Annotated in this window: 21 protein-coding genes; 13 read left to right on the forward strand and 8 right to left on the reverse strand. The window is 67.6% G+C overall.

The features are described 5' to 3' along the window. Positions 1–10: 10 nt before the first annotated feature. Both RKE40_RS06375 and RKE40_RS06380 read right to left on the reverse strand, forming a co-directional pair. The gene (locus RKE40_RS06375; RefSeq protein ID WP_316017397.1) at positions 11–1108 is read right to left on the reverse strand and encodes an ABC transporter ATP-binding protein; all 1098 of its coding nucleotides are present in this window, start codon (positions 1106–1108) and stop codon (positions 11–13) included. Further along, a complete protein-coding gene (locus tag RKE40_RS06380) occupies positions 1105–2151 on the reverse strand; it encodes an ABC transporter ATP-binding protein (protein WP_316017398.1) in 1047 nt (348 codons plus the stop codon). Before RKE40_RS06380 ends, RKE40_RS06375 begins: the two co-directional genes overlap by 4 nt. A gap of 294 nt (positions 2152–2445) precedes the next feature. Between RKE40_RS06380 and otnK the strand changes: the two genes are divergently transcribed. The 3 genes from otnK to RKE40_RS06395 all read left to right on the forward strand — a co-directional run bounded on the left by otnK (position 2446) and on the right by RKE40_RS06395 (position 6666). Beyond that, the gene (gene otnK / locus RKE40_RS06385; RefSeq protein ID WP_316017399.1) at positions 2446–3711 is read left to right on the forward strand and encodes a 3-oxo-tetronate kinase; all 1266 of its coding nucleotides are present in this window, start codon (positions 2446–2448) and stop codon (positions 3709–3711) included. Positions 3712–3781: 70 nt separating this feature from the next. Continuing rightward, positions 3782–5116 (forward strand): malonyl-CoA decarboxylase, encoded by a 1335-nt coding sequence (locus tag RKE40_RS06390; RefSeq protein WP_316017400.1) that lies wholly within the window; start codon positions 3782–3784, stop codon positions 5114–5116. Positions 5117–5154: 38 nt separating this feature from the next. Then, the gene (locus tag RKE40_RS06395; protein ID WP_316017401.1) at positions 5155–6666 is read left to right on the forward strand and encodes a malonate--CoA ligase; all 1512 of its coding nucleotides are present in this window, start codon (positions 5155–5157) and stop codon (positions 6664–6666) included. Positions 6667–6754: 88 nt separating this feature from the next. Here the strand turns inward: RKE40_RS06395 and RKE40_RS06400 are convergent, their stop codons facing one another. Both RKE40_RS06400 and RKE40_RS06405 read right to left on the reverse strand, forming a co-directional pair. Further along, positions 6755–7525 carry an MBL fold metallo-hydrolase gene (locus tag RKE40_RS06400; protein WP_316017402.1) on the reverse strand — a complete coding sequence of 257 codons (771 nt, stop codon included), beginning with the start codon at positions 7523–7525 and terminating at the stop codon, positions 6755–6757. A 147-nt stretch (positions 7526–7672) separates the two neighbouring features. Then, positions 7673–8227, reverse strand: coding sequence for an NADPH-dependent FMN reductase (locus RKE40_RS06405; protein ID WP_316017403.1), 555 nt, complete (start codon positions 8225–8227; stop codon positions 7673–7675). 75 nt (positions 8228–8302) lie between these two features. Here RKE40_RS06405 and soxR point away from each other — a divergent pair, with 75 nt between their 5' ends. Further along, on the forward strand, positions 8303–8764 hold the full coding sequence (soxR, locus tag RKE40_RS06410) for a redox-sensitive transcriptional activator SoxR (protein WP_316017404.1): 462 nt from the start codon (positions 8303–8305) through the stop codon (positions 8762–8764). 191 nt (positions 8765–8955) lie between these two features. Here the strand turns inward: soxR and RKE40_RS06415 are convergent, their stop codons facing one another. Further along, the gene (locus RKE40_RS06415) at positions 8956–9753 is read right to left on the reverse strand and encodes a creatininase family protein (protein ID WP_316017405.1); all 798 of its coding nucleotides are present in this window, start codon (positions 9751–9753) and stop codon (positions 8956–8958) included. 287 nt (positions 9754–10040) lie between these two features. Between RKE40_RS06415 and RKE40_RS06420 the strand changes: the two genes are divergently transcribed. The 3 genes from RKE40_RS06420 (at position 10041) to RKE40_RS06430 (ending at position 12921) form a co-directional block, all read left to right on the forward strand. After that, positions 10041–11069 (forward strand): ABC transporter substrate-binding protein, encoded by a 1029-nt coding sequence (locus RKE40_RS06420; RefSeq protein ID WP_316017406.1) that lies wholly within the window; start codon positions 10041–10043, stop codon positions 11067–11069. Between the two features lie 161 nt (positions 11070–11230). After that, positions 11231–12046, forward strand: a complete 816-nt coding sequence (locus RKE40_RS06425; protein ID WP_316017407.1) for an ABC transporter ATP-binding protein — start codon at positions 11231–11233, stop codon at positions 12044–12046. After that, positions 12043–12921: an ABC transporter permease gene (locus RKE40_RS06430; RefSeq protein WP_316017408.1), complete on the forward strand. Its 879-nt coding sequence runs from the start codon at positions 12043–12045 to the stop codon at positions 12919–12921. Before RKE40_RS06425 ends, RKE40_RS06430 begins: the two co-directional genes overlap by 4 nt. A gap of 69 nt (positions 12922–12990) precedes the next feature. Here RKE40_RS06430 and RKE40_RS06435 read toward each other — a convergent pair whose 3' ends face one another. Next, positions 12991–13893, reverse strand: coding sequence for a hypothetical protein (locus RKE40_RS06435; protein WP_316017409.1), 903 nt, complete (start codon positions 13891–13893; stop codon positions 12991–12993). Between the two features lie 102 nt (positions 13894–13995). Between RKE40_RS06435 and RKE40_RS06440 the strand changes: the two genes are divergently transcribed. From RKE40_RS06440 to RKE40_RS06465, 6 genes are read left to right on the forward strand one after another with little or no spacing between them, the layout of a single operon-like run. Continuing rightward, on the forward strand, positions 13996–15183 hold the full coding sequence (locus tag RKE40_RS06440) for an MFS transporter (RefSeq protein WP_316017410.1): 1188 nt from the start codon (positions 13996–13998) through the stop codon (positions 15181–15183). A 32-nt stretch (positions 15184–15215) separates the two neighbouring features. Further along, complete coding sequence (locus tag RKE40_RS06445) at positions 15216–16361, forward strand: ABC transporter permease (RefSeq protein ID WP_316017411.1); 1146 nt, start codon at positions 15216–15218, stop codon at positions 16359–16361. 35 nt (positions 16362–16396) lie between these two features. Continuing rightward, positions 16397–17209 (forward strand): ABC transporter ATP-binding protein, encoded by an 813-nt coding sequence (locus tag RKE40_RS06450; RefSeq protein WP_316017420.1) that lies wholly within the window; start codon positions 16397–16399, stop codon positions 17207–17209. Between the two features lie 9 nt (positions 17210–17218). Further along, complete coding sequence (locus tag RKE40_RS06455; protein WP_316017412.1) at positions 17219–18352, forward strand: MlaD family protein; 1134 nt, start codon at positions 17219–17221, stop codon at positions 18350–18352. A gap of 4 nt (positions 18353–18356) precedes the next feature. Beyond that, positions 18357–18965 (forward strand): ABC-type transport auxiliary lipoprotein family protein, encoded by a 609-nt coding sequence (locus RKE40_RS06460; protein ID WP_316017413.1) that lies wholly within the window; start codon positions 18357–18359, stop codon positions 18963–18965. Positions 18966–18970: 5 nt separating this feature from the next. Continuing rightward, positions 18971–19447, forward strand: coding sequence for a hypothetical protein (locus tag RKE40_RS06465; protein ID WP_316017414.1), 477 nt, complete (start codon positions 18971–18973; stop codon positions 19445–19447). Positions 19448–19569: 122 nt separating this feature from the next. On the opposite strand, the gene RKE40_RS06470 is transcribed toward RKE40_RS06465, so the two are convergent. Then, the gene (locus tag RKE40_RS06470) at positions 19570–21045 is read right to left on the reverse strand and encodes a protein adenylyltransferase SelO (protein WP_316017415.1); all 1476 of its coding nucleotides are present in this window, start codon (positions 21043–21045) and stop codon (positions 19570–19572) included. A 133-nt stretch (positions 21046–21178) separates the two neighbouring features. Further along, positions 21179–21658 (reverse strand): hypothetical protein (locus RKE40_RS06475; protein ID WP_316017416.1); only part of this gene is annotated, 480 nt, incomplete at its 5' end.

The raw sequence follows: 21658 nt of genomic DNA on the forward strand, positions 1-21658 counted from the left end.
TGTTGTCGTTCTATTGCGATGGTGCCGCGCCTCCTGCGGCCTGCGCTGCGGCGAACAGCGCGATTCGGCGGCGGCGGTTCTGGCTTTCCGGCGGTAGCGCCAGGCCAGCGGACTGACCGGCAGCGATCTCCTCGGCGAAATGGCAGGCGACGGCATGGCCGGAGGCGCTGTCCCGCAGCGACGGATGCTCTTGCCGGCAGCGCTCGCGGGCATGCGGGCAGCGCGGATGGAAAAGGCAGCCGGGCGGCGGATCGGTCGGGCTCGGCAGGTCGCCTTCCGTGATCGGCTCGGCGCTGCGGGCGCGCGGGTCCGGCACCGGGATCGCCGCCATCAGCATGCGTGTGTAGGGGTGGAGGGGCCGCGAGAACAATGTCGCCGCATCCGCCAGCTCGACGATCTCGCCGAGATACATCACCGCGACCCGGTCGCTGGTGTGGCGGATCACTGCGAGGTCGTGCGCGACCAGGATGATGGTCAGGCCGAACTCGGCCTTGAGGTCCTCGAGCAGGTTGATCACCTGGGCGCGGATCGAGACGTCGAGCGCCGAGACTGGCTCGTCGCCGATCAGCAGGCTCGGGCCACAGGCGAGCGCCCGGGCGATGCCGATGCGCTGGCGCTGGCCGCCGGAGAATTCGTGCGGATAGCGGTTGGCATGGTCGGGCAGCAGGCCGACCTTGGCGAGCAGTTCGGCGACGCGCGCCGCCTTCTCCTTGCCGTTGGCGATGCCGTGGACGGACAGCGGCTCGCCGATCAGCTCGCCTACGCTCATGCGCGGGTTGAGCGAGGCATAAGGGTCCTGGAAGATCATCTGCATGCGCCGCCTGAGCCGGCGCATCTCTTCGGCGGGAAGGGCGGTGATGTCCCGGTCCTCGAACCGGATCGTGCCCGCGGTCGGTTCGATCAATCGCAGCAGCAGGCGCGACAGGGTCGACTTGCCGCAGCCGGATTCGCCGACGATGGCGAAGGTCTCGCCGCGCCGGACCTTGAAGGAGACGTTCTCGACCGCCCGGACCAGCGGCGCCCTGGCGAAGAGCGAAGGCTTCTTCGCCTTGAAATGCCGGGTGAGGCCAACGGCCTCGACCATCGTCTCCGCGCCCCTGTCGCTCATGCCGCCACCATGGCGAGGTCCTCGACCGGTGCCCGGAAGCAGGCAGCCCTGTGCCCCCCACCGAATTCCCGCAGCGGCGGGCGGCTCTCGGTGCATTCGGGCGCGACGAAGGGGCAGCGCGAGGCGAAGCGGCAGCTCTGCGGCCAGCGCGCCGGCGGCGGCACCGCGCCGGGAATGGCCGCGAGCTTGCCCTGGCGCGGCCCGAGAGAGGGCAGCGAGCCCATCAACCCGAGCGTATAGGGATGCTGCGGATCCTCGAAGATCCGCTCGACAGGTCCCTGCTCGACGATGCGGCCGGCATACATCACCGCGACCTCGTCAGCGACTTCGGCGACGACACCGAGATCATGCGTCACTAGGATCATCGCCGTGCCGGCCTCCTTCTGGAGATCGCGGATCAGCTTCAGGATCTGTGCCTGGATGGTGACGTCGAGCGCCGTCGTCGGCTCGTCCGCGATCAGCAGCTTCGGGCTGTTGGCGAGGGCCATGGCGATCATGGCGCGCTGGCGCATGCCGCCCGACATCTGGTGCGGGTAGGCGTTCATCCGCGCCTCCGGCGCCGGAATTCGGACCTTGCGCAGCATCTCGATCGCGCGTCGGCGGGCTTCCTCGGGGCCCACCTGATGATGGCAGAGCACGGCCTCGGCGAGCTGGTCGCCAATGGTGAAAGCCGGGTTCAGCGACGTCATGGGCTCCTGGAAGATCATCGCCATCCGGTTGCCGCGCAGCTGCATCAGCCGTTCCGCAGGGGCGCCGAGGATCGCCTCGCCCTCCAGCGCAACGGAGCCGGAGGTGATGCGTGCCGGAGGGGAGGCGAGCAGGCCCATGATCGCCAGCGAGACCAGGCTCTTGCCGCAGCCGGACTCGCCGACGAGGCAGAGCGTGCGTCCGGCTTCCACCGAAAAGCTCAAGCCGTCGACCAGCGAAAGCCCTTCCGGCAGGCCATCGAAGCGGATCGACAGATCCTCGACGGCAAGCACCGGGGCTCCGGCCGGGGCTGGCCGGATTGTCGTTTCCTGTTCGGCCTTGTTCCGGTCAGCCATGCGAGTTGGTCCCACGCGGAACCAGCGTGGCGCATTCCACGGTCCGCGTCGATAGCATCGCCGCCAACAGCACAGCTCTGACCCCTCGCGCTTTTTTTCAAGCTTGCATGCATCCTGCCCCGCCGGCGGCGGCGGATGCAAGTAAGTGGCCATTCCACGGTGTTGCCGTGGCATGCATGGCTGAGGCGCGGTCAGGTCTGTCGCATCGCGGGGGAACTCTGTTATTCAGGCGCGCGTCCGGCGATCCTCCGGACGAGCCGACGACCTGAAGAGCCGACGAGGAAGCGCAAGACCATGCTGCTGGGTGTGATCGCCGACGACATGACCGGGGCGACCGATGTCGCGCTGATGCTGAACCGCGCCGGCATGCGCACCCTTCAGGTCATCGGCGCGCCGGCAAAAGGGGCGAAACTTCCCGAGGCGGATGCCGTCGTCGTCGCCCTGAAGTCGCGTACCAATCCGGTCGCCGAGGCCGTCGCCGATTCGCTCGCCGCCTGCGAGGCCCTGCTCGCCGCCGGCGCCCGCCAGATCCTGTTCAAGTACTGCTCGACCTTCGATTCGACCGCGCAGGGCAATATCGGCCCGGTGGCGGACGCGTTGATGCAGCGCCTCGGCGCTAGCCAGGCGATCGTCTGCCCGGCCTTTCCGGCCAATGGCCGCTCGATCTTCCAGGGTTACCTCTTCGTCGGCGCCGTGCCGCTGCATGAAAGCTCGATGAAGGACCATCCGCTGACGCCGATGCGCGATTCCAACCTGATGCGCCTGATGGGCGCGCAGACGCAGCATCCGGTCGGCCTCGTCGCGTATTCGGCCGTCTCGCAGGGGGCGAGCGCGGTGCGCAAGCGCCTGGCCGAGCTCGCCGCCGACGGCGTGCGCTATGTCGTCACCGATGCGCTCGACAACGGCCATCTGATGGTGCTCGGCGAGGCGATCTCAGACCATGTCCTGCTCACCGGTGGCTCCGGCATCGCGATGGGCTTGCCCGAGAACTTCCGCAAGGCGGGGCTGCTGCCGTGGCGCGAGACCGCGACCCATCTCTCCGCATCGGCCGGGCGCGCCGGCATCATCTCCGGCAGCTGCTCGACCGCGACGCGCGGCCAGATCGCTGCGGCCCGCGCTGCCGGCATTCCCGCGCTGAAGGTCGATCCGCTCGCCCTGGCCGACGGCTCGCAGAAGGCGGCGGATCTCGCCGCCTGGGCGCTCGCCCAGCCGGCCGACAAGCCCTTCCTGGTCTATTCGAGCGACGATCCGGCCGAGGTCGCCTCCGTCCAGGACAAGCTCGGCCGCGAGAAGGCCGGCGAGACCGTCGAGCACGCTTTCGCGGAGACGGCGCGTCTTTTGATCGCGGGCGGCGTTTCCCGGCTGCTCGTCGCGGGCGGCGAGACCTCGGGTGCCGTGGTGCAGGGGCTCGATGTGCGCACCCTGGAAATCGGGCCGGAGATCGATCCGGGCGTGCCATGGACCCGCGTCGTCGACGGTCCCGAGCTGGTGGTTGCGCTGAAGTCGGGCAATTTCGGCGCGCCCGACTTCTTCCTCAAGGCCTGGGACCTGCTCCGCTGAGGCAGGGCGGCGCGCGTTTGCACTGCGGGAAACTCGTATAGGATACGGGTAGATCGGAGCGGGGGCAGGCATGGACATGGCGTTTCTCGGTGATCTCCTGACGAGCGTCGCTGATCGCGGACGGGCGCTGATCAATTTCGAGCGCTTTTCGTCTGGCCGTCGCGAGCCGCTGGCCAAGCTCTGCGAGCATCTGCTCTCGGGGCGCGGCGAGGCCTCGGGCATGGCGCTGGCGCAGGCGGTGCTGGAGGAATGGGAGCGGCTCGACGCAGCCGGCCGGCTCGCCTTCTTCCAGATGCTGCAGGACCGCTTCGGGCCCGACCATGACCGGCTGGAAGCCGCGATCGCGCGCTATCGCGAGACGCCGGACGCGAGCGCGGTGTCGGAGCTGCACCTCGCCTCCGAGCCGCGCCGGCAGGAACTCTTCCGCCGGCTCAATCTGGCGCCCGGCGGCACCCATGTGCTGGTCCGGATGCGCGAGAGCCTGCTCCAGATGCTGGAGACCGAGCCGGGACTGTCGGTGGTCGATGCCGATTTCCGGCATCTCTTCGCCTCCTGGTTCAACCGCGGCTTCCTGGTGCTGCGCCGGATCGACTGGCACACCCCCGCCAATGTGCTCGAGAAGATCATCCGCTACGAGGCGGTCCACGCCATCGAGGACTGGGACGATCTGCGCCGCCGGCTCGAGCCGGCGGACCGGCGCTGCTTCGCCTTCTTCCACCCGCAGCTCGTCGACGAGCCGCTGATCTTCGTCGAGGTCGCGCTGACCGGCGAGATACCCAAGCGTATCGACGATCTGCTCAGCGAGCAGCGCGAGGTCCTGCCGGCCTCGGCTGCGACCACGGCGGTGTTCTACTCGATCTCGAACTGCCAGGAGGGCCTGCGCGGCATCTCCTTCGGCAATTTCCTGATCAAGCAAGTGGCCGAGGATCTGAAGCGCGAATTGCCGGGGCTAGACGTCTTCGTGACCCTCTCGCCCGTGCCCGGCTTCGCGCGCTGGCTCGGCAAGGAGCTGGCTGAGCCAGCGGCGCTCGGCCTCGGCAACGAGGAGGCTGCCTCCCTGATGGCGAAGCCCGCCGAGGTCGCGGCGCTCGACGATGCCGGCCGCGCAAGGCGCGACAAGCTGCTCGGCCAGATGATGGCGCAGTACATGCTGCGGGCGCGCACAAGCTCGGGCCGGGTGATCGACCCGGTCGCGCGCTTCCATCTCGGTAATGGCGCGAGGCTCGAGCGCATCAATGTCGGCGGCAACCTGGCGGAGCGCGGCCTGCGCGAGTCGCATGGGGTGATGGTCAACTACCGCTATGACCTCGCGGATATCGAGGCCAATCACGAGGCTTTTGCCAGCCGCAGCACGGTCGTCGCCTCGTCCGCCGTGAAGAAGCTCCTGCGCCCGGCCGGCGCCTGAACATCACGAACTGACCTTGCCTGAAAGGACCCGCACTCATGGGTAACCACCTCTTCGATCTCGTCCGGGCGCGGATTCCGGCGCCGGAAGCACGTTTCGCGCTGATCGATGACGGCCGGGTCTTCAGCTACGCCGATATGGTCGCGGCTTCCGGCCGTTACGCCGGTGCGCTGGTCGCGCTCGGCGTCAAGCCAGGCGATCGCGTCGCGGTCCAGGTCGAGAAGAGCATCGAGGCGCTCATGCTCTATCTCGGCTCGGTCCGTGCCGGCGCCATCTTCCTGCCGCTCAACACCGCCTACACCCCGGCCGAGATCGAGTATTTCCTCGGTGATGCCGAGCCGGCCGTCTTCGTCTGCGATGCCGCCAAGGCGCAGGCGCTGAAGCTCTATGCAGACAAGGCCGGCGCGAAGCTGGAGACGCTCGGCGTCGGCACCGGCAGCCTGCTCGACAAGGCCGCCGCCGCATCCGCCGACTTCGCCGATGCCGCGCGCGGCGCCGACGATCTCGCCGCGATCCTCTACACCTCGGGCACGACCGGCCGCTCCAAGGGAGCGATGCTCAGCCACGACAATCTCTCGTCCAACGCGCTGGCGCTGGTCGACTATTGGCGCTTCGGCAAGGACGACGTGCTGCTGCATGCCCTGCCGATCTTCCACACGCACGGCCTGTTCGTCGCCACCAACACGGTGCTGTTCTCCGGTGCTTCGATGATCCTGCTGCCGAAGTTCGATCCGGAGCAGATCTTGAAGTACCTGCCGCAGGCGACCTGCATGATGGGCGTCCCGACCTTCTATGTCCGCCTGCTTCAGGACAAGCGCCTCGGCAAGGACACAACGGCCCATATGCGCCTGTTCGTTTCCGGCTCGGCGCCGCTGCTGGCCGAGACCCATCGCGAATGGCGCGAGCGCACCGGCCACGCCATCCTCGAGCGCTACGGCATGACCGAGACCAATATGAGCACCTCGAACCCCTATGCGGGTGATAGGGTTGCCGGCACGGTCGGCTTTCCGCTGCCGGGGGTCTCGGCGCGCGTCGTCGATCCCGAGACGGGCAAGGAGCTCGCCCGCGACGAGATCGGCATGATCGAGGTCAAGGGCCCAAACGTCTTCAAGGGTTATTGGCGCAACCCCGAGAAGACCAAGGCCGAATTCCGCGAGGACGGCTTCTTCATCACCGGTGACCTCGGCAAGATCGATCCCGCGGGCTACGTCCACATCGTCGGGCGCGGCAAGGACCTGATCATCACCGGCGGCTACAACGTCTATCCCAAGGAAGTCGAAACCGAGATCGACGAGATGCCGGGCGTGATCGAAAGCGCCGTGATCGGCTGCCCGCACCCGGATTTCGGCGAGGGCGTCACCGCCGTCGTGGTGGTGAAGTCCGGTGCCGACATCACCGCGGCTTCGATCTCGAAGGCGCTCGACCAGCGCCTCGCCAAGTTCAAGCTGCCGAAGCAGGTCTTCATCGTGCCGGAGCTGCCGCGCAACACCATGGGCAAGGTCCAGAAGAACCTGCTGCGCGACACCTACAAGGACATCTACGCCAAATAGGCGAGGACGAGGAAAGCCCGGATTCAAGCCCGGTCATCCCGGATCGGCGCTGCTGGCGCGGCTCGTCCGGGATGACGAAGAAATCTGTTCAGGCGCCCGCGGGCGCCGGGCACCTGATCTCGATCGTCTCGCCATCGGCCGGGATCCGCAGCCGCTCCTCCCCGATTCCGCGCGCCTGCGCCGCCTGCCGCAACGCCGCGCGGCTGACGGTGGCGTGGTCGAGCGCCTCCATATGGGTTGCGATCACGACGGCGGCAGGGTGCGTCTCGCAGAGTTCCAGCGTCTGTTCCGCGTCCATCACGATCAGCCGGTCGTCCCATTTCGCGCCGCAGGAATGGGAGACGATCACCTCGGGCGCCGTCGCCGCGACTGCGTCGCGCAGAGGCGGGTAGAGCACGCTGTCGCCGCACCAGTAGAGCGTCGGCTCGCCCGGTGCCTCGAAGGTCAGCCCCATCACCTTTCCCATCTTCTCGACCACGGCGCCCGTGCCGTGCTGGGCCGGCTGGCGCGTGATCACGATCGGGCCGAGGCGCAGGAAATGCTCGAGCGGGGTCACGTTGGTGAAGCCCGCGGCCCGGATCGTCTCCTCGTCGCCTGGCTGGCAGAGTACGGCCAGCTCCTTTGGAAGCCGCTCCTTCGCGACCGCGTCGAAATGGTCGGCATGCAGATGCGAGACGATGACCTGGTCGACGCCGGCAAGGATGCTCTCGATCGGCTCCGGGAGGTCGACCATCGGATTCTGCGAGCGTCCGGTGAAGGAAGGCCGGCTGTGCTTGGCGCCTAGATCGGGGTCGATCAGCAGCGTCCGGCCGGCATAGGTGAGCTTGAGCAGGGCGTTGCGCAGGAGCTGGATCTGCATGGCGGTTCCTAGGCAGGTGGATCGGTCCATGCCGATCCTTCCGCCAAAGCCGCGTCGCGACCAGTTCCGATTTGTGAAGGAAACTGCATCGCGGCGTTAGGCTCGTTTCGGATTTCTGCAGACCCAGGCTAGGGCGATTGCCGCCGCTCAGGCCGCGAACTGCCCGTAGGGCACGCTGTTGCGGGCGCTGCGCAGGGCGCTCGCCCACCAGTGCAGTTGTCCGAGCATCGTCGCCATCGCCCGCTCGGCCCGTTCCGCATCGGCGAGCCGGCCGGTCTCGTCGAACTGGTTCCAGGCATTGGCGAAGCAGACGCCGTCGCGGATCGTCGCGGCGTGCTGCTCGGCGAGGACGAGGCGCAGTTGCTCGACCGCGCGAAGGCCCGCCGAGACCCCGCCATAGGAGACGAAGGCGACCGGCTTGCCGCGCCATTCCGGGCCGGTGTCGTCGATCATCGCCTTCAGCGGTGCCGGGAAGCTGCGATTGTATTCGGGGGTCACCACGATGAAGGCGTCGGCACGGCCGAGCCGGGTCTTGACCTCCGCGAGGTCGTGCACGGCGGGATCGATCGCTTCGGCCGAGAACGGGCCTTCGCCCTCGACCTGGGCCAGCGTCCAGCCGGCGACCTTGTCGCAAAGGCGGCCTTCGCGTGAGCTGCCGTAGATCACGGCAAGGTGGATGGCGGGCGTGAGCCGGCGATGCATGGAAGGCGCTCCTTGGGCTGGCGAACCAGCGGAGCACTTCGTATAAGACCTCAACCAAGGTTGAGGTCAAGTGCCATGGCCGCAAAGGCAAGCAAGGTTTTTGCCGAGGATCTGAGCGTCGGCGAGGTGGCGCGCCGCAGCGGCCTTGCCGTCTCGGCCCTGCATTTCTACGAGGCGGAGGGGCTGATCCGCAGCCGCCGCAGCGCCGGAAACCAGCGCCGCTATGCGCGTGAGGTGCTGCGCCGGGTCGCGATCATCAAGGTCGCCCAGCGGACTGGCATTCCGCTTAAGACGATCCGCGAGGCCTTCCAGACCCTGCCGGCGGAGCGCACCCCGACGGCCGAGGACTGGAGCCGGCTTTCCGCGGCATGGAAGGTCGAGCTGGAGCGGCGCATCAAGCGCCTGACCAATCTGCGCGACCATCTCACCGACTGCATCGGCTGCGGCTGCCTCTCGGTGAAGAGCTGCCCGCTCCACAATCCCTGGGACGAGCTCGGACAGCAGGGGCCGGGGCCAAGATTGCTCGATCCGGATTGAGGTTGCCGCCGTCTCTGAGGCGCGGCGCCTCCACCGTCATGGTCGGGCCTGTCCCGACCATCCGCGTCTTGCTTTGCGAAGTCCGGTGTTCAAGACGTGGATGCTCGCCACAAGGGCGAGCATGACGCGCTGGGTCGATGTCGCGTGTGGGTGGACGCTTCGCTAAGCCAGCCTCCCGTGAAGGCGGGATTTCACCCTGCGTTGTGGAGCTTTTCCAGCGGGAACTTTGCGACATCGGCGAGCAGCTCGACGAAGCCCTTGGCCTGGAAGGCAGCCGTCGCCTCGCCCTTCGCCGCGGTCGCGAGGCTGGCATCGCCGACGGCGCCGGACGGGTTCACGTCCTGCGCCATCCAGGCGAAGGGGTGGGCCCCCGTCGGCCGCAGCCACTTGTATTCGTCGGCCATCGCGGCCGTCAGCGGCTCGAAGCGGCCGGCCTTGCTCATGTCGACGAGGTCCGGCCGGAAATGCAGCATCAGTGCGGTCTCGACATCGCCGCCATGGATGCCGTGCAGCGCGTCCATGGGCTCGAACACGCCCGGCGGCAGGCCGAAATTGCTCCAGGAGGTCGAGACTGCGAGCATGCCGTGGCCGACGCGCAATTCGCGGGCGACGACCTTCATCGGGTCGACATTGCCGCCATGCGAGGTGACGAGGACGAGCTTGCGCAGCCCTGCGCGCTTCACGCTCTCGCCGATCTCGATCCAGCTGCGGATCGCGCTTTCCCAGGAGAGGGTGAGCGTGCCCGGCGAATGCAGGTGCTCGTTCGACTTGCAGATCGCCAGCGTCGGCAGCACCAGCACGTCGAGCTCGGCCGGAACCTGCGGCATCGCCAGCGCCAGCATCGCATTCATCACGGTGGTGTCGACCGAGACGGGCAGGTGCGGGCCGTGCTGCTCGATCGCTGCCAGCGGCAGCACGGCGATGGTGGAGTCGGGCGAGAGCCCCTGGAAATCGGTGGTCTTCAGATCGCCCCAGAAGCGCGCGCTCATCTCGTCTGGTCCTTGCTAGGCCGGTGTCAGGTCCCGTCGCTGTCTTCTACATCGCAAACCCCGCGCGGGAACCCGCCTTCGCGCACGCCGGGGAGGCAAGGCACGCGGCTTAGCTGTGGATCGCGCCGGTTCAGGCGGCGTCATGCATGGACAAGCGCTGTCGGAGCCGCTGTCTGGCGCTTGTGTGCCGGCCGGGCTGAAGGCATTCTCCGCCGGTCGCCGCCCAGCGCTCGTGCGTCGCCCGCCGCGAGCCGCCATCCTGGTCAGTTGCGGAAGGGATTTCAGACATGACGATGAAGTATCGCCTGGATCGGCGCGCCGCGCTCGGTCTGATCGGTGGTTCGGCCGCTTCGGTGCTGATCCCGGTTCCCGGTGCGCGCGTCAACGCGCAGACGCTGGACAAGGTCAGCTACCAGACCAACTGGCGCGCCCAGGGAGAGCATGGCGGCTTCTATCTCGCCGCGGCCAACGGCATCTACAAGAAGTACGGGCTCGACGTCGACATCCGCCCGGGCGGCCCGCAGCAGAACCCGACCCAGCTCCTGCTCGGCGGGCGCGTCGATATGATCATGGGCAATTCGCTGGAAGCGCTGCATTTCGCGCAGGAGGGCATTCCCTTCCTCTGCATCGCCTCGATCTTCCAGAAGGACCCGCAGGTCCTGATCTCGCATCCTGGCCAGGGCAATGATTCGCTCGCCGCCCTGAAGGACAAGCCGATCCTGATCGGCGCGCAGGGCAGGGTGGCCTTCTGGCCCTTCCTGAAGCTGAAGTTCGGCTATCGCGACGAGCAGGTCAGGCCCTACACCTTCAACATGGCGCCCTTCCTCGCGGACAAGAAGCTCTCGCAGCAGGGCTTCCTCTCCTCCGAGCCCTTCGCCATCCGTAAGGCCGGCGTCGAGCCGGTGGTGCATCTCCTCGCCGATGCCGGCTTCGAGAACTACAACACCACCATCACCATCTCGAAGAAGATGGTCGACGAGAAGAAGGACCTGGTTCAGCGCTTCGTTACCGCCTCGCTGGAAGGCTGGGCCGAGTACATGAAGGGCGGGCCGGGCATCGCCGCGGCCAATGCCCGGATACTCAAGGACAATCCCGATATCGACCAGGAAAAGCTCGACTACGCCCTCAAGGCGATGAGCGATAACGGCATCGTGCTGTCCGGCGACGCGCTCACCCTCGGCATCGGCGCGATGACCGATGCGCGCTGGGAGCGCTTCTACAACAGCATGACCCAGGCCGGGGTCCTCCCGGCCGGCGTCGACTTCCGCAAGGCCTACAGCCTGGAATTCGTCAACAAGGGCGTCGGCAAGGCCTGATCGCCATAGCCTCCGGGTTCCGCCGCTGCGACGGTCGCAGGCCGGAGCGGGGGGAACCTTCTGGGGATGACAGCCCGGCATGACCGCAGCGCGCTTTGCGTCGCGGCTCATCCGGGTTATCGCCATTCCAAACAAGCCCTTACCGATTGGACTATCAGGCTTTGGACACGGCCTATCTGAGCACATCCCCGGCGACAGCGACGAGTGGCGCGAGCCCCCTGGTCAGCGTCCGCCGGGTCTCGAAGCAGTTCGCCAACGGCACGCTCGCCGTGCGCGATGTCGATCTCGACCTCGGCGCCGGCGAGTTCATCAGCCTGCTTGGCCCGTCGGGCTGCGGCAAGTCGACCCTGCTGCGCATGATCGCCGGCCTCGCCAACCCGAGCACGGGCACGATCGAGTGGAACGGTGCGGCCTCCGATGGCGCGTCGGGGGGACGCCCCGATCTCGGCTTCGTCTTCCAGGATCCGACGCTGATGCCCTGGGCCAACGCCCTGAGCAACGTCATGCTGCCGCTGACGCTGAAGCATGTGCCGAAGCGCGAGGCCGCCGAGCGCGCCGCCGAGATGCTGGCGCTGGTCGGCCTGAAAGGCTTCGAGAAGTCCTATCCGCGCGAATTGTCCGGCGGCATGAAGATGCGCGTCTCGATCGCGCGTGCGCTGGTGATGCGGCCGAAGATCCTGCTGATGGACGAGCCCTTCGCCGCGCTCGACGAGATCACCCGCCACCGCCTCAACGACGACCTGCTCCAGCTCTGGTGGAAGGAGCGCTTCACCGCGGTCTTCGTCACCCACTCGGTGTTCGAGTCGGTCTATCTTTCGCAGCGCATCGTCGTGATGGCGGCGCGCCCCGGCCGCGTCATGGCCGATTTTGCGGTCGACGCGCCCTATCCGCGCGACGATCTGTTCCGTACCTCGGCCGACTATGCCAGCCTCTGCCGGCTTGCTTCCGGCCGGCTCAAGGAGGCGATCGGCTCATGAGCGCCCCTGCCACAGCTACCCCCGCCCATGACGGCACCGATGCCGAGGCCCGCCCGGTCGTCGACCGGGAGCCGCATCTGCTCGGTTTGCCAGTCAGCGCCTGGCCGCGCCTGCTGGCGCCGCTCTGCATCGGCGCCCTTGCGCTCGGGCTCTGGGAATTCCTGGTGCGCTGGAACGAGGTTCCGTCCTATGTCCTGCCCGGGCCACTGCTGATCGGCCAGACGCTGATCGCCGACTGGGCGACGCTCTCGGCCTCGCTTTGGGTCACGCTGCGCATCACCTTCATGGCGCTGGCAGCGGCGGTGTTCTTCGGCGTCACGCTCGCCGTGCTGTTCACCCAGTCGAAATGGCTGGAGATGGCGCTCTTGCCCTATGCGGTGATCCTGCAGGTGACGCCGATCGTCGCGATCGCGCCGCTGATCATCATCTGGGCCGGCGATATCGACCTGTCCCTGCTGATCTGCGCCTGGATCGTCGCCTTCTTCCCGATCCTCTCCAACACCATCCTCGGGCTGAACTCGGCCGACCATAACCTGGTCGACTATTTCAAGCTGCATGGCGCGACGCGCTGGCAGACGCTGCGCTATCTCAAGCTACCGGCGGCCCTGCCGTATTTTCTTGCAGGTCTGAAGATTTCGGGGGGGCTGGCACTGATCGGTGCGGTCGTCGCCGAATTCGTCGCCGGCACCGGCGGCAGCGCGTCGGGGCTCGCCTATCGCATCCTCGAATCCGGCTACCAGCTCAAGATCCCGCGCGTCTTCGCGGCACTGATCATGATCTCGCTGACCGGCGTCGCGATCTTCCTGGTGACGAGCTGGATCTCGCACCTCCTGCTGCGGCGCTGGCACGAGAGCGCGCTGAAGCGCGAGAGCTGAGTGGCCGCGGCCGCGCCTCCAAGCGCCACTTTCCGTCCGATCGGGTTGTGGCGATCGACCGGCCGCCGCTCAGGCGAAGAACCGGAGCCGTTCCTCGGTGGGCAGTGAATCGATCGCCCGCAGGTCCGCCTCGGAATAGCTGATTTCGAGCCGGGCCGAGCTGGCTGCCGGCCTGGCGGGCACGGCCTCGGCCGGAGAGCCGATATCGCTGAAGACGATGTCCTCGTCGACGATCGGACGACCCGCGAAGCGCCGCAGCCCCGGCACCTTGCCGGACAATGTCCCGTCCTGCGCCAGCGGAGCCCGCCTGTGGGTGTCGATCTCGACGATGTCGATATCGCCGGGATCGGTCAGCGAGGGCCGCGTCAGCGGCTGAACCCGTGGTTCGGATGGCGGATCGGCCTGCGCCGGCGCGGCGGACGACTCCAGCGCGAAGCTCGCGCCGTCGACGACGGCGCGCAGGCTCGAATCGAGCATGGCGACGGTGTCGGCCATCTTCTCGATCTGGTCGGCAGAAGCTTCGACGGTCGCGGTAGCGCTGTAGATTTCGGTCGCGCGGCGGTCGAGCCGGTCGCAGATGTCCGGGGCGGCGCCGCTTTCGCGCAGCGTCCAGGCGGCTTCCTGAATGCCCTCGGCGGCAGCGATGATGTTGGACGCGGCTTCGTGAATCCGTCCCGAAAGCCGCGTCGACGACAGGTTGCCGACGCCGGCACGATCGAGATCCTCGCGCAGCTCGGCGATCGCCCGCGCTGCCTCGGGAAAGCCGATGCCGGCATCGAAGACCGGCTTCGGTGCTGCGAAAAGCCCTTCGAGCCTTGCTATGGCGGAAAGCACCTGTTCGGTGTCGGCCTGCCGGTTGCGCTTGGCATATTCGGCGAGGAACCACCGGCCACGCGAGGTTTCCATCACCGCATCGGCGATGGCGGCGTAGTCCATCTCGCTCAGCGGGGTCAGCGAACGCGCGTCGCTCATGGCAAGGCTGCTCTCCACGGGCTGGTCAAATCGCGTCTGGCCGATCGAAGATGCCCATCCGGCAATCTGCTGGTGATTCTTTAAGAAATCGCTGCCAAGGGCATGTCCTCCTCCTCATCATCCGGGTCGGGCCCCAGCCGCTGGCTTGCCGCGCGCCTGTCGCTGATGCACGGGCTGAATTTCGTCGGCATCGGCTTCTATCTGCCGTTCTTTCCGATCTGGCTCGGTTCGAAGGGGCTGAGCGACGTCGATATCGGCTACGTTCTGGCGACTCCGATCCTGGTTCGTGTGCTGGCGGCATCCTGGATCACCGGTCTCGCCGATCGGCATATCCCGCCGGTGCTGCTGCTGGCCTTGCTGAACGCTTGCGCGGCCGCGGCCTATTTCGGGCTCTCCAGGCTCGATACGCTCGTCCCGATCGCGCTCGTGACCACGCTCGCGGCGGTCGCACTCTCGGGAGTCGTGCCGCTCGCCGACATCCTGACGACGACACAGGTTCGCGCCGGCCGTTTGCGCGACTATGGCAGGGTCCGGCTCTGGGGCTCGGTCACCTTCGTCCTCGGCAACATCGCCGGTGGCTACCTCGTCGCGCGCCACGGCGCCTGGCCGATCCCGCTGGTGCTGGCCGGCTGCAGTCTGATGGCGGCGCTCGCGGCCTTGCAGGCGCCGCCGCCTCCGGCCACGGCCGCGCCAGCAGGCGAACAGGGCGCGGCGGTCCGCGGCTTCTCGACCACTTTCTGGCTGGCGGTGACGGCCGCGGCCTGCGTCAACGCCACCCATGCCGCCCTTTATGCCTTCGGCTCGCTGCACTGGCGTAGCCTCGGCTTCAGCGACGAAAGGATCGGCTTTCTCTGGGCGATTGCCGTCGTCGCCGAGATCGGCGTCTTCCTGTTCGTCGGGAGTATCGCCGCGCGCGGTGCCGGTGGCCTGCGCTGGATCATCGTTGCCGCTCTGGCGGCTGCGCTGCGCTTCGGCGCCATGGCGCTCGATCCCGGCTTTTCCGCTACGGTCGGGCTTCAGTTGCTGCACGGTGTCAGCTTCGCCTGCGCTCATCTCGGCGCGCTCGCCGCGGTCTCGGCCCTGGCCCCGGAGACACGCCGGGCTGCGGCGCAGGGCCGGCTGGTGGCGGTAGGCGCGCTCGCAATGGGCTCGCTGACGGTGCTCTCCGGCTATCTCTACCGGTTGCTCGGTCCCGGTGTCTTCCTTGCCATGGTTCCGGTCGCGCTGATTGGTGCCGGGCTGGCGACGCTTGCCATTGCAAGGTTGCGCAGCGATACAGGCCGGGGGTGACAGATTCGATCGCAAAGGGCGCGCAAACCCTCATGGCTGCCGTCGACGACGCTGAACCGCAGGCGATCTATCGCGATGATGACGGCGTATTGGCGGTTGCCCTGGCTGGCAGCTGGAGCGCCGATCGCGCGCCGCGTCTCGAAGAGCTGATCGCTGAAATGGCAGCGCGCGTCGCCGCCGTCCGGCAGGCGCGGCTCGACCTTTCGTCTATCGGGCGCCTCGACACGCTCGGCGCCTATCTCCTCGCCCGCCTCAAGGAGGACGGCGAGGCAGCAGGCGCCGGGGTCGAGCTGGCGAGCCGCCGCCCCGAGCACGGCGTGCTGCTGCGCGAGGTCAATCTGCGCGCCACCGAGTACGAGCCGCCGGCACGACCGACCGGCCTTGTCACCGTGCTCGTCAACATCGGCAAGGCGGTCACCAATTTCGGTCGCGACCTGGTCGGTGGTGCGGTCTTCCTCGGCGAGGTGATGATCGCCTGCGTCGGAGCGCTGTTCGGGCCGCGCAAGTTCCGGGGGCCGTCCCTGATCAACCAGATCGAGCTGATCGCCTTCAGCGGCGCGCCGATCATCATCCTGATCTCGTTCCTGGTCGGCTGCATCGTCGCGCAGCAGGGCATCTTCCAGCTGCAGCAGTTCGGCGCCGCGGTCTTCGTCGTCAATCTGACGGGCATCCTGATCCTGCGCGAGCTCGCCGTGCTCCTGACCTCGATCATGGTCGCCGGCCGCTCTGGCTCGGCCTTCACCGCCGAAATCGGCTCGATGAAGATGCGCGAGGAGATCGACGCGCTGCGGGTCATGGGCCTGGAGCCGATCGAGGTCCTGGTCGTGCCGCGCATCCTCGCCCTGATGATCTCGCTGCCGATCCTGACCTTCATCTCGGCGATGTCGGGGCTGGTCGGGGCCGGGCTCGTCGCCTGGCTCTATGGCGGCATCGGCCTCGACACTTTCCTCGCCCGGCTGAAATCCGTGATCACCTGGCAGCATTTCGCGGTCGGCCTCATCAAGGCCCCGTTCATGGCGTTCGTGATCGGCCTGATCGCCTCGATCGAGGGCCTCGCGGTCAAGGGCTCCGCCGAATCGCTCGGGCGTCAGGTCACGGCCTCGGTGGTGAAGGCGATCTTCATGGTCATCGTCGTCGACGGGCTTTTCGCCATGTTCTTCGCCTCGATCCGGTTCTGAGAGGGCAGGCAGCCGCGATGCAGAGCGATCTGGCAATGTCGGCGACCCCGGCGAAGGATGCTTCTCCCGGTGAGGCCGATGCCGTCATCCGCGTGCGCAACCTCAAGGTCGCGTTCGGCGAGAAGGTCATCATGGACGGGCTCGACCTCGACGTGATGCGCGGTGAGATCCTCGGCTTCGTCGGTGGCTCCGGCCAGGGCAAGTCGGTGCTGACCCGCACCATCCTCGGCCTGGTGCGCAAGCAGCGCGGAACGATCGAGGTCTTCGGCGAGGATGTCGACAAGCTCGACCAGCGGGCGCACCGGACGCTCGAGCGGCGCTTCGGCGTGATGTTCCAGCATGGCGCCTTGTTCTCGGCGCTCAGCGTCAAGCAGAACATCCAGTTGCCGATGCGCGAATATCTGAAGCTCTCGCCGCGCCTGCTTGATGAGCTTGCCATGCTCAAGATCGAGATGGTCGGCCTGCCGCCGGACGCCGCAGACAAGGCGCCTTCGGAGCTCTCGGGCGGCATGATCAAGCGCGCGGCGCTCGCCCGTGCGCTCGCCCTCGATCCCGAGATCGTCTTCCTAGACGAGCCGACATCCGGGCTCGACCCGATCGGCGCGGCGGATTTCGACGAACTGATCATGACGCTGAAGCAGACTTTGGGACTGACCGTGTTCATGGTAACGCATGATTTGGACAGTCTCTTCGTTGCGTGCGACAGAATAGCCGCCCTGGCGGACAAGCGTGTCATCGCCGTTGGTTCGCTCGCTGACATGCTGGCCTCCGACCATCCCTGGCTGAAAGCCTATTTCGGTGGCGAGCGGGCCCGGGCCCGATTGCCGAAAGACAATCTGAGGACCTGACGGAGCATCATGGAGTCTCGCGCCAACTATGCTCTGGTCGGTTTGTTCACGCTCGCGGTGATCGCGGCGATGTTCGGGTTCGTCTATTGGTTCGGTAGTGGCGGCACCGGCCGCAAGCAGGACGTCCGGGTGATCTTCACCGGCTCGGTGACCGGGCTGGCACGAGGCTCGAGCGTGCTCTTCAACGGCCTTCGCGTCGGCGAGGTCAAGCAGATCGGCCTCCAGCCGGACGATCCGAGCCGCATCTACGGGGTGATCGAGGTCGAGAACACGACGCCGCTCCGAAAAGACACGAGGGCGCGCATCGAAGCGCAAGGGCTGGCAGGTGTGGTGGCTCTGCAGCTGATCGGCGGCGAGCCGAATGCGCCGATGCTCGAGGTGAAACCCGATGAGAAGCTGCCGACGATCTACGCCGAGCGCTCGGAGTTCCAGGACATCATCGAATCCGTGCGCAACGTCGCGCAGAAGGCCGACGAAGTGCTCGGCAGCCTCGACGGGCTGATCAAGGAGAACGCCGGCTCGATCACCGCGACCGTCCGCAATGTCGAGAAGTTCTCGGCGGCGCTCGGCAACAACGCCGACGGCATCGACAAGCTGATGGCGAGCTTCGGGCAGATCGCCGAGACGATCTCGCCGCTGACCCAGAAGCTCGGCGTGCTCAGCGAGGAGCTGACGGAAGTCGTCCGCTCGGTCGACGACCAGAAGATATCCAACATCATCAACAACATCGACAAGTTCACCGCGGCGCTCGGCGGCTCCAGCAACGATGTCTCGAAGGTGGTCAGCGACGTCGCCTCGATCACCGAGAAGCTCAATCGCGCCGCCGATCAGGTCGAGGGCGTCCTCAAGGCGGCGCAGTCCTTCCTCAATGCCGAGGACGGGCAGGGTGCTCTCGCCGAGGTCGGTAATGCCGCAAAGTCGATTCGCGTCCTCGCCGACAATCTCGACAAGCGCACGGCCGAGATCACCACCGGGATCAACCGCTTCACCGGCCCCGGCCTGCGCGATCTGGAAACGTTGGCATCCGACGGCAAGCGGACTCTCTCCGAAGTGAACCGAACTTTGCGCAGCTTCGAGCGTAATCCCCAGCAGTTCATCTTCGGCGGTCGCCCGCCGCTTCCCCAATATGGTGGATCGCGCTAGTTCGATGCTGATGCCCAGCCCGCTTTCGTCGCTTTCCGCTCGCGCGCGTGCCGCTTCCGGCGCGATCGCGGTCGCCCTGCTGCTGGCCGGCTGCGGCGGCGGCCCGACGCCGACGACCTTCGACCTCTCGGCACCGCGTGACTTCGGCCGCGTCGGCGGCTCGCAGGCGGCCCTCGTCGTTGCCGAGCCGACCACGGTGCAGGCGCTCGATTCCGACCGGCTCATCGTCAAGGATTCGGCCGGCGCGCTCTCCTTCCTCGGCAGCGCGCAATGGGCCGACCGGGTGCCGCGGCTGGTCCAGACCCGGCTGATCCAGACCTTCGAGAATGGCAGCCGGATCGCCTCGGTCAGCCGGCCGGGCGAGCGTATGGTGCCCGACGTCCAGCTCAACACCGACATCCGCAGCTTCAATATCGAGGCCGCCAGCGGTCAGGCCGTGGTCGAGATCACCGCCAAACTGGTCGGCGACCGCACCGGCAAGATCCAGCGCGCCAAGCTGTTCTCGGCGCGCGTTCCGGCCGGTGCCGTCGATGGCGCCGCAGCGGCGCATGCCCTCGACAAGGCGCTGTCGCAGGTGCTGATCGATATCGTGCGCTGGGCCGGGCGCGGCTGAGGCCGATGTCCGGGGCGGCGCATATCGCCTTGCCCGGAGCCCTGCACGACACGCTCGTCGCCGCCGCCGATATCCTGGCTGTCGCGCGGGAGCCGTGGTGGATCATCGCCAGCGCCGCCATTGCCCTGCATGGCGGGCGCGTCGGCGACGTCGCCGACGTCGATGTCCTGACCAGCGCCGCGGATGCCAGGCGCATCGCGCGCCATCTCGGTCTCGAACTCCGCGCTCCCGCGCCGCATCCCCGGTTTCGCTCCGAGCTCTATCTGGCCTGGGGTGGTGCTCCGCTTCCCGTCGAGTTCATGGCGGGTTTCGCAGTCCGCTCCGGAGATGCCTGGCGCGCGGTTGTTCCTGCGACGCGGCAGGCCGTCCAGATCGGCGGCGTTGAGCTCCACGTTCCCAAACGCGGCGAGCTCCGCGCCATCGTCGAGAGCTTCGGGCGTCCCAAGGACCTGCTGCGCGCCGGCCTCCTGCCGCGAGATTGAGCCGCCTCCGGCGCGTAGCGAAGCCGGAACGTCGTCGGCCGAGGCGGGTGCCTGTTCGCGTGAAGAAGGTACGGTAAATCAAAGGGATAGAGCACTTCCGCGCTTCGGGGCGCGGCGCTGCTCTAGGTACCGCAGAAGGTCGCCAGCACGCGCTCATGGGCGGCCGGCGGCAAGGCATAGCTCTCGCGCCCCGGCTGCTCCTCATAGGGCTTTGCCAGCACGGACAGCAGTTCCTCGAAAGGTGCGAGGTCGTCCCGTTCCTCGGCAGCCCGGATCACCGCTTCGATACGGTGATTGCGCGGGATGAAGAGCGGATTGACGGCGCGCATCGCCGCCCGCCGCGCCTCGGCCGAGAGCGTGTCCTTCTCCAGCCGCTGGCGCCAGCGGCTTTCCCAGCCATCGAATTCGGCGGGGTTAGCGAACAGGTGACGGCAAGCTTCGCCATCGGCAAGAGACGTCGCGTCCTGGCTCAGACGCCGGAAGGTCAGCGTGAAGTCGGCCTTCCCGCGCTGCATCGTTTCCAGCAGCGTCCTGATCAGCTCGATGTCCTCGGGCTCCTCCGTGGCGAGGCCGAGCTTGCGGCGGAAGCCGGCGACGAGCCCGCTCTGGAACAGGGGCTCGAAGCGGTCGAGCGCCGCCTGCGCGATCGGGATCGCCTGATCGACGTCCTCAGCCAGCAGGGGCAGCAGCGCCTCGGCGAGGCGGGTCAGGTTCCAGCGCGCGATCGCCGACTGGTTGCCGTAGGCGTAGCGGCCATGCTCGTCGATCGAGCTGAACACCGTGCCCGCATCATAGCTGTCCATGAAGGCGCACGGCCCGTAATCGATGGTCTCTCCGGCGATCGACATGTTGTCGGTGTTCATGACGCCGTGGATGAAGCCGATCAGCAGCCATTGCCCGACAAGTGCGGCCTGCGCCGCGATGACGGCCTCGAGCAGGCAAAGATAGGGCGCATCGCTGCCGGCGCAGTCCGGATAATGCCGGGCAATCGCGTGGTCCGCGAGCACGCGCAACCCCTCGACATCGCCGCGCGCCGCGAAGAACTGGAAGGTGCCGATCCTGATATGGCTGGCGGCGACGCGCGTCAGGATGGCGCCGGGTAGCATCCGCTCCCGCCTGACCCAGTCCCCGGTCCGCACAGCGGCGAGCGCCCGCGTCGTCGGGATGCCGAGCGCCGCCATCGCCTCGCCGACGATGTACTCGCGCAGAACCGGCCCGAGCGCGGCCCGGCCGTCTCCCCGGCGCGAGAACGGGGTCGGGCCCGCGCCCTTGAGCTGGATGTCGCGACGGCGGCCCGCGCGGTCGACCACCTCGCCGAGCAGGATGGCGCGGCCGTCGCCGAGCTGCGGGTTGAAGCCGCCGAACTGGTGTCCGGCATAGGCGGTCGCGATCGGCATCGCGCCCTCGACGAGGCTGTTGCCGGCCAGCGTCGCAACGCCCTGTGGGCTGCTGAGCCAGGCCGGATCGAGGCCGAGCTCTGTCGCCAGCGCCTCGTTGAGCTTGACGAGGCGCGGCGCGCTGACGGCTGTCGGCTCGACCGATGCGAAGAAGCGCGGGGGGAGCCGCGCGTAGGAGTTGTCGAAAGCGATCCTGCTCATTGCTCGTAGATAGGCGGGGCTGCGGGCTTCGCAAAGGGACGGCGCCCGCGCGCCGCCTGCGCTAGCCGCCGGCAAGGAAAAGGCCGCCCTGACGGGCGGCCCTCGATCTTGTTGGTCCGGAAGGAGGGGGCGCTTACTCGAAGCGCCCGCTGGCATGGGCCAGCATGGTGTAGACCTTGCCGGTCTCCGAGGTCAGGTAGGTCTTGGCCACCATCGAGTCGCGGTCATCCTTGGCCGCCTCGCCGAGCAGGCGCTCGAACTCCTCGATATAGCGGTCGACGGTCTCCTTGAACTCGGCGTCGCGGCGGTATTTGCGCCGGATCTCGTCGAAGGTCTGCTGGCCCTGCAGTGTGTAGAGGCGGCGCGTGAAGACGTTGCGCTCGCCGCGCTTGTAGCGATCCCAGAGCTCGACGGCCGCGTCATGGTCGATCATCCGGGCGATGTCGACCGAGAGCGAGTCGAGCTTCTCGATGCTGTGGGCGGTCGGCTTCGAGGTTTCCGGTGCACGCTCGTCGCGCGAGGCCCGGTTGAGCAGGTCGGAGAGCCAGCCGGACTTGGCCGGAGCTGCGTCCGGCTGCCGGCGGGCCGCTTCCGCACGCGCCGCGTCCTGACG

Origin of the sequence: Allobosea rubneri (assembly GCF_032464875.1) — a bacterium.
In the GTDB taxonomy this organism is placed as follows: Bacteria; Pseudomonadota; Alphaproteobacteria; order Rhizobiales; family Beijerinckiaceae; genus Allobosea; species Allobosea rubneri.

Coding starts and splice junctions, on each gene's coding strand:
- RKE40_RS06375 (WP_316017397.1), bottom strand. CDS start 1,108: ATGAGCGACAGGGGCGCGGAGACGATGGTCGAGGCCGTTGGCCTCACC.
- RKE40_RS06380 (WP_316017398.1), bottom strand. CDS start 2,151: ATGGCTGACCGGAACAAGGCCGAACAGGAAACGACAATCCGGCCAGCC.
- otnK (WP_316017399.1), top strand. CDS start 2,446: ATGCTGCTGGGTGTGATCGCCGACGACATGACCGGGGCGACCGATGTC.
- RKE40_RS06390 (WP_316017400.1), top strand. CDS start 3,782: ATGGACATGGCGTTTCTCGGTGATCTCCTGACGAGCGTCGCTGATCGC.
- RKE40_RS06395 (WP_316017401.1), top strand. CDS start 5,155: ATGGGTAACCACCTCTTCGATCTCGTCCGGGCGCGGATTCCGGCGCCG.
- RKE40_RS06400 (WP_316017402.1), bottom strand. CDS start 7,525: ATGCAGATCCAGCTCCTGCGCAACGCCCTGCTCAAGCTCACCTATGCC.
- RKE40_RS06405 (WP_316017403.1), bottom strand. CDS start 8,227: ATGCATCGCCGGCTCACGCCCGCCATCCACCTTGCCGTGATCTACGGC.
- soxR (WP_316017404.1), top strand. CDS start 8,303: ATGGCCGCAAAGGCAAGCAAGGTTTTTGCCGAGGATCTGAGCGTCGGC.
- RKE40_RS06415 (WP_316017405.1), bottom strand. CDS start 9,753: ATGAGCGCGCGCTTCTGGGGCGATCTGAAGACCACCGATTTCCAGGGG.
- RKE40_RS06420 (WP_316017406.1), top strand. CDS start 10,041: ATGACGATGAAGTATCGCCTGGATCGGCGCGCCGCGCTCGGTCTGATC.
- RKE40_RS06430 (WP_316017408.1), top strand. CDS start 12,043: ATGAGCGCCCCTGCCACAGCTACCCCCGCCCATGACGGCACCGATGCC.
- RKE40_RS06435 (WP_316017409.1), bottom strand. CDS start 13,893: ATGAGCGACGCGCGTTCGCTGACCCCGCTGAGCGAGATGGACTACGCC.
- RKE40_RS06440 (WP_316017410.1), top strand. CDS start 13,996: ATGTCCTCCTCCTCATCATCCGGGTCGGGCCCCAGCCGCTGGCTTGCC.
- RKE40_RS06445 (WP_316017411.1), top strand. CDS start 15,216: ATGGCTGCCGTCGACGACGCTGAACCGCAGGCGATCTATCGCGATGAT.
- RKE40_RS06450 (WP_316017420.1), top strand. CDS start 16,397: ATGTCGGCGACCCCGGCGAAGGATGCTTCTCCCGGTGAGGCCGATGCC.
- RKE40_RS06455 (WP_316017412.1), top strand. CDS start 17,219: ATGGAGTCTCGCGCCAACTATGCTCTGGTCGGTTTGTTCACGCTCGCG.
- RKE40_RS06460 (WP_316017413.1), top strand. CDS start 18,357: ATGCTGATGCCCAGCCCGCTTTCGTCGCTTTCCGCTCGCGCGCGTGCC.
- RKE40_RS06465 (WP_316017414.1), top strand. CDS start 18,971: ATGTCCGGGGCGGCGCATATCGCCTTGCCCGGAGCCCTGCACGACACG.
- RKE40_RS06470 (WP_316017415.1), bottom strand. CDS start 21,045: ATGAGCAGGATCGCTTTCGACAACTCCTACGCGCGGCTCCCCCCGCGC.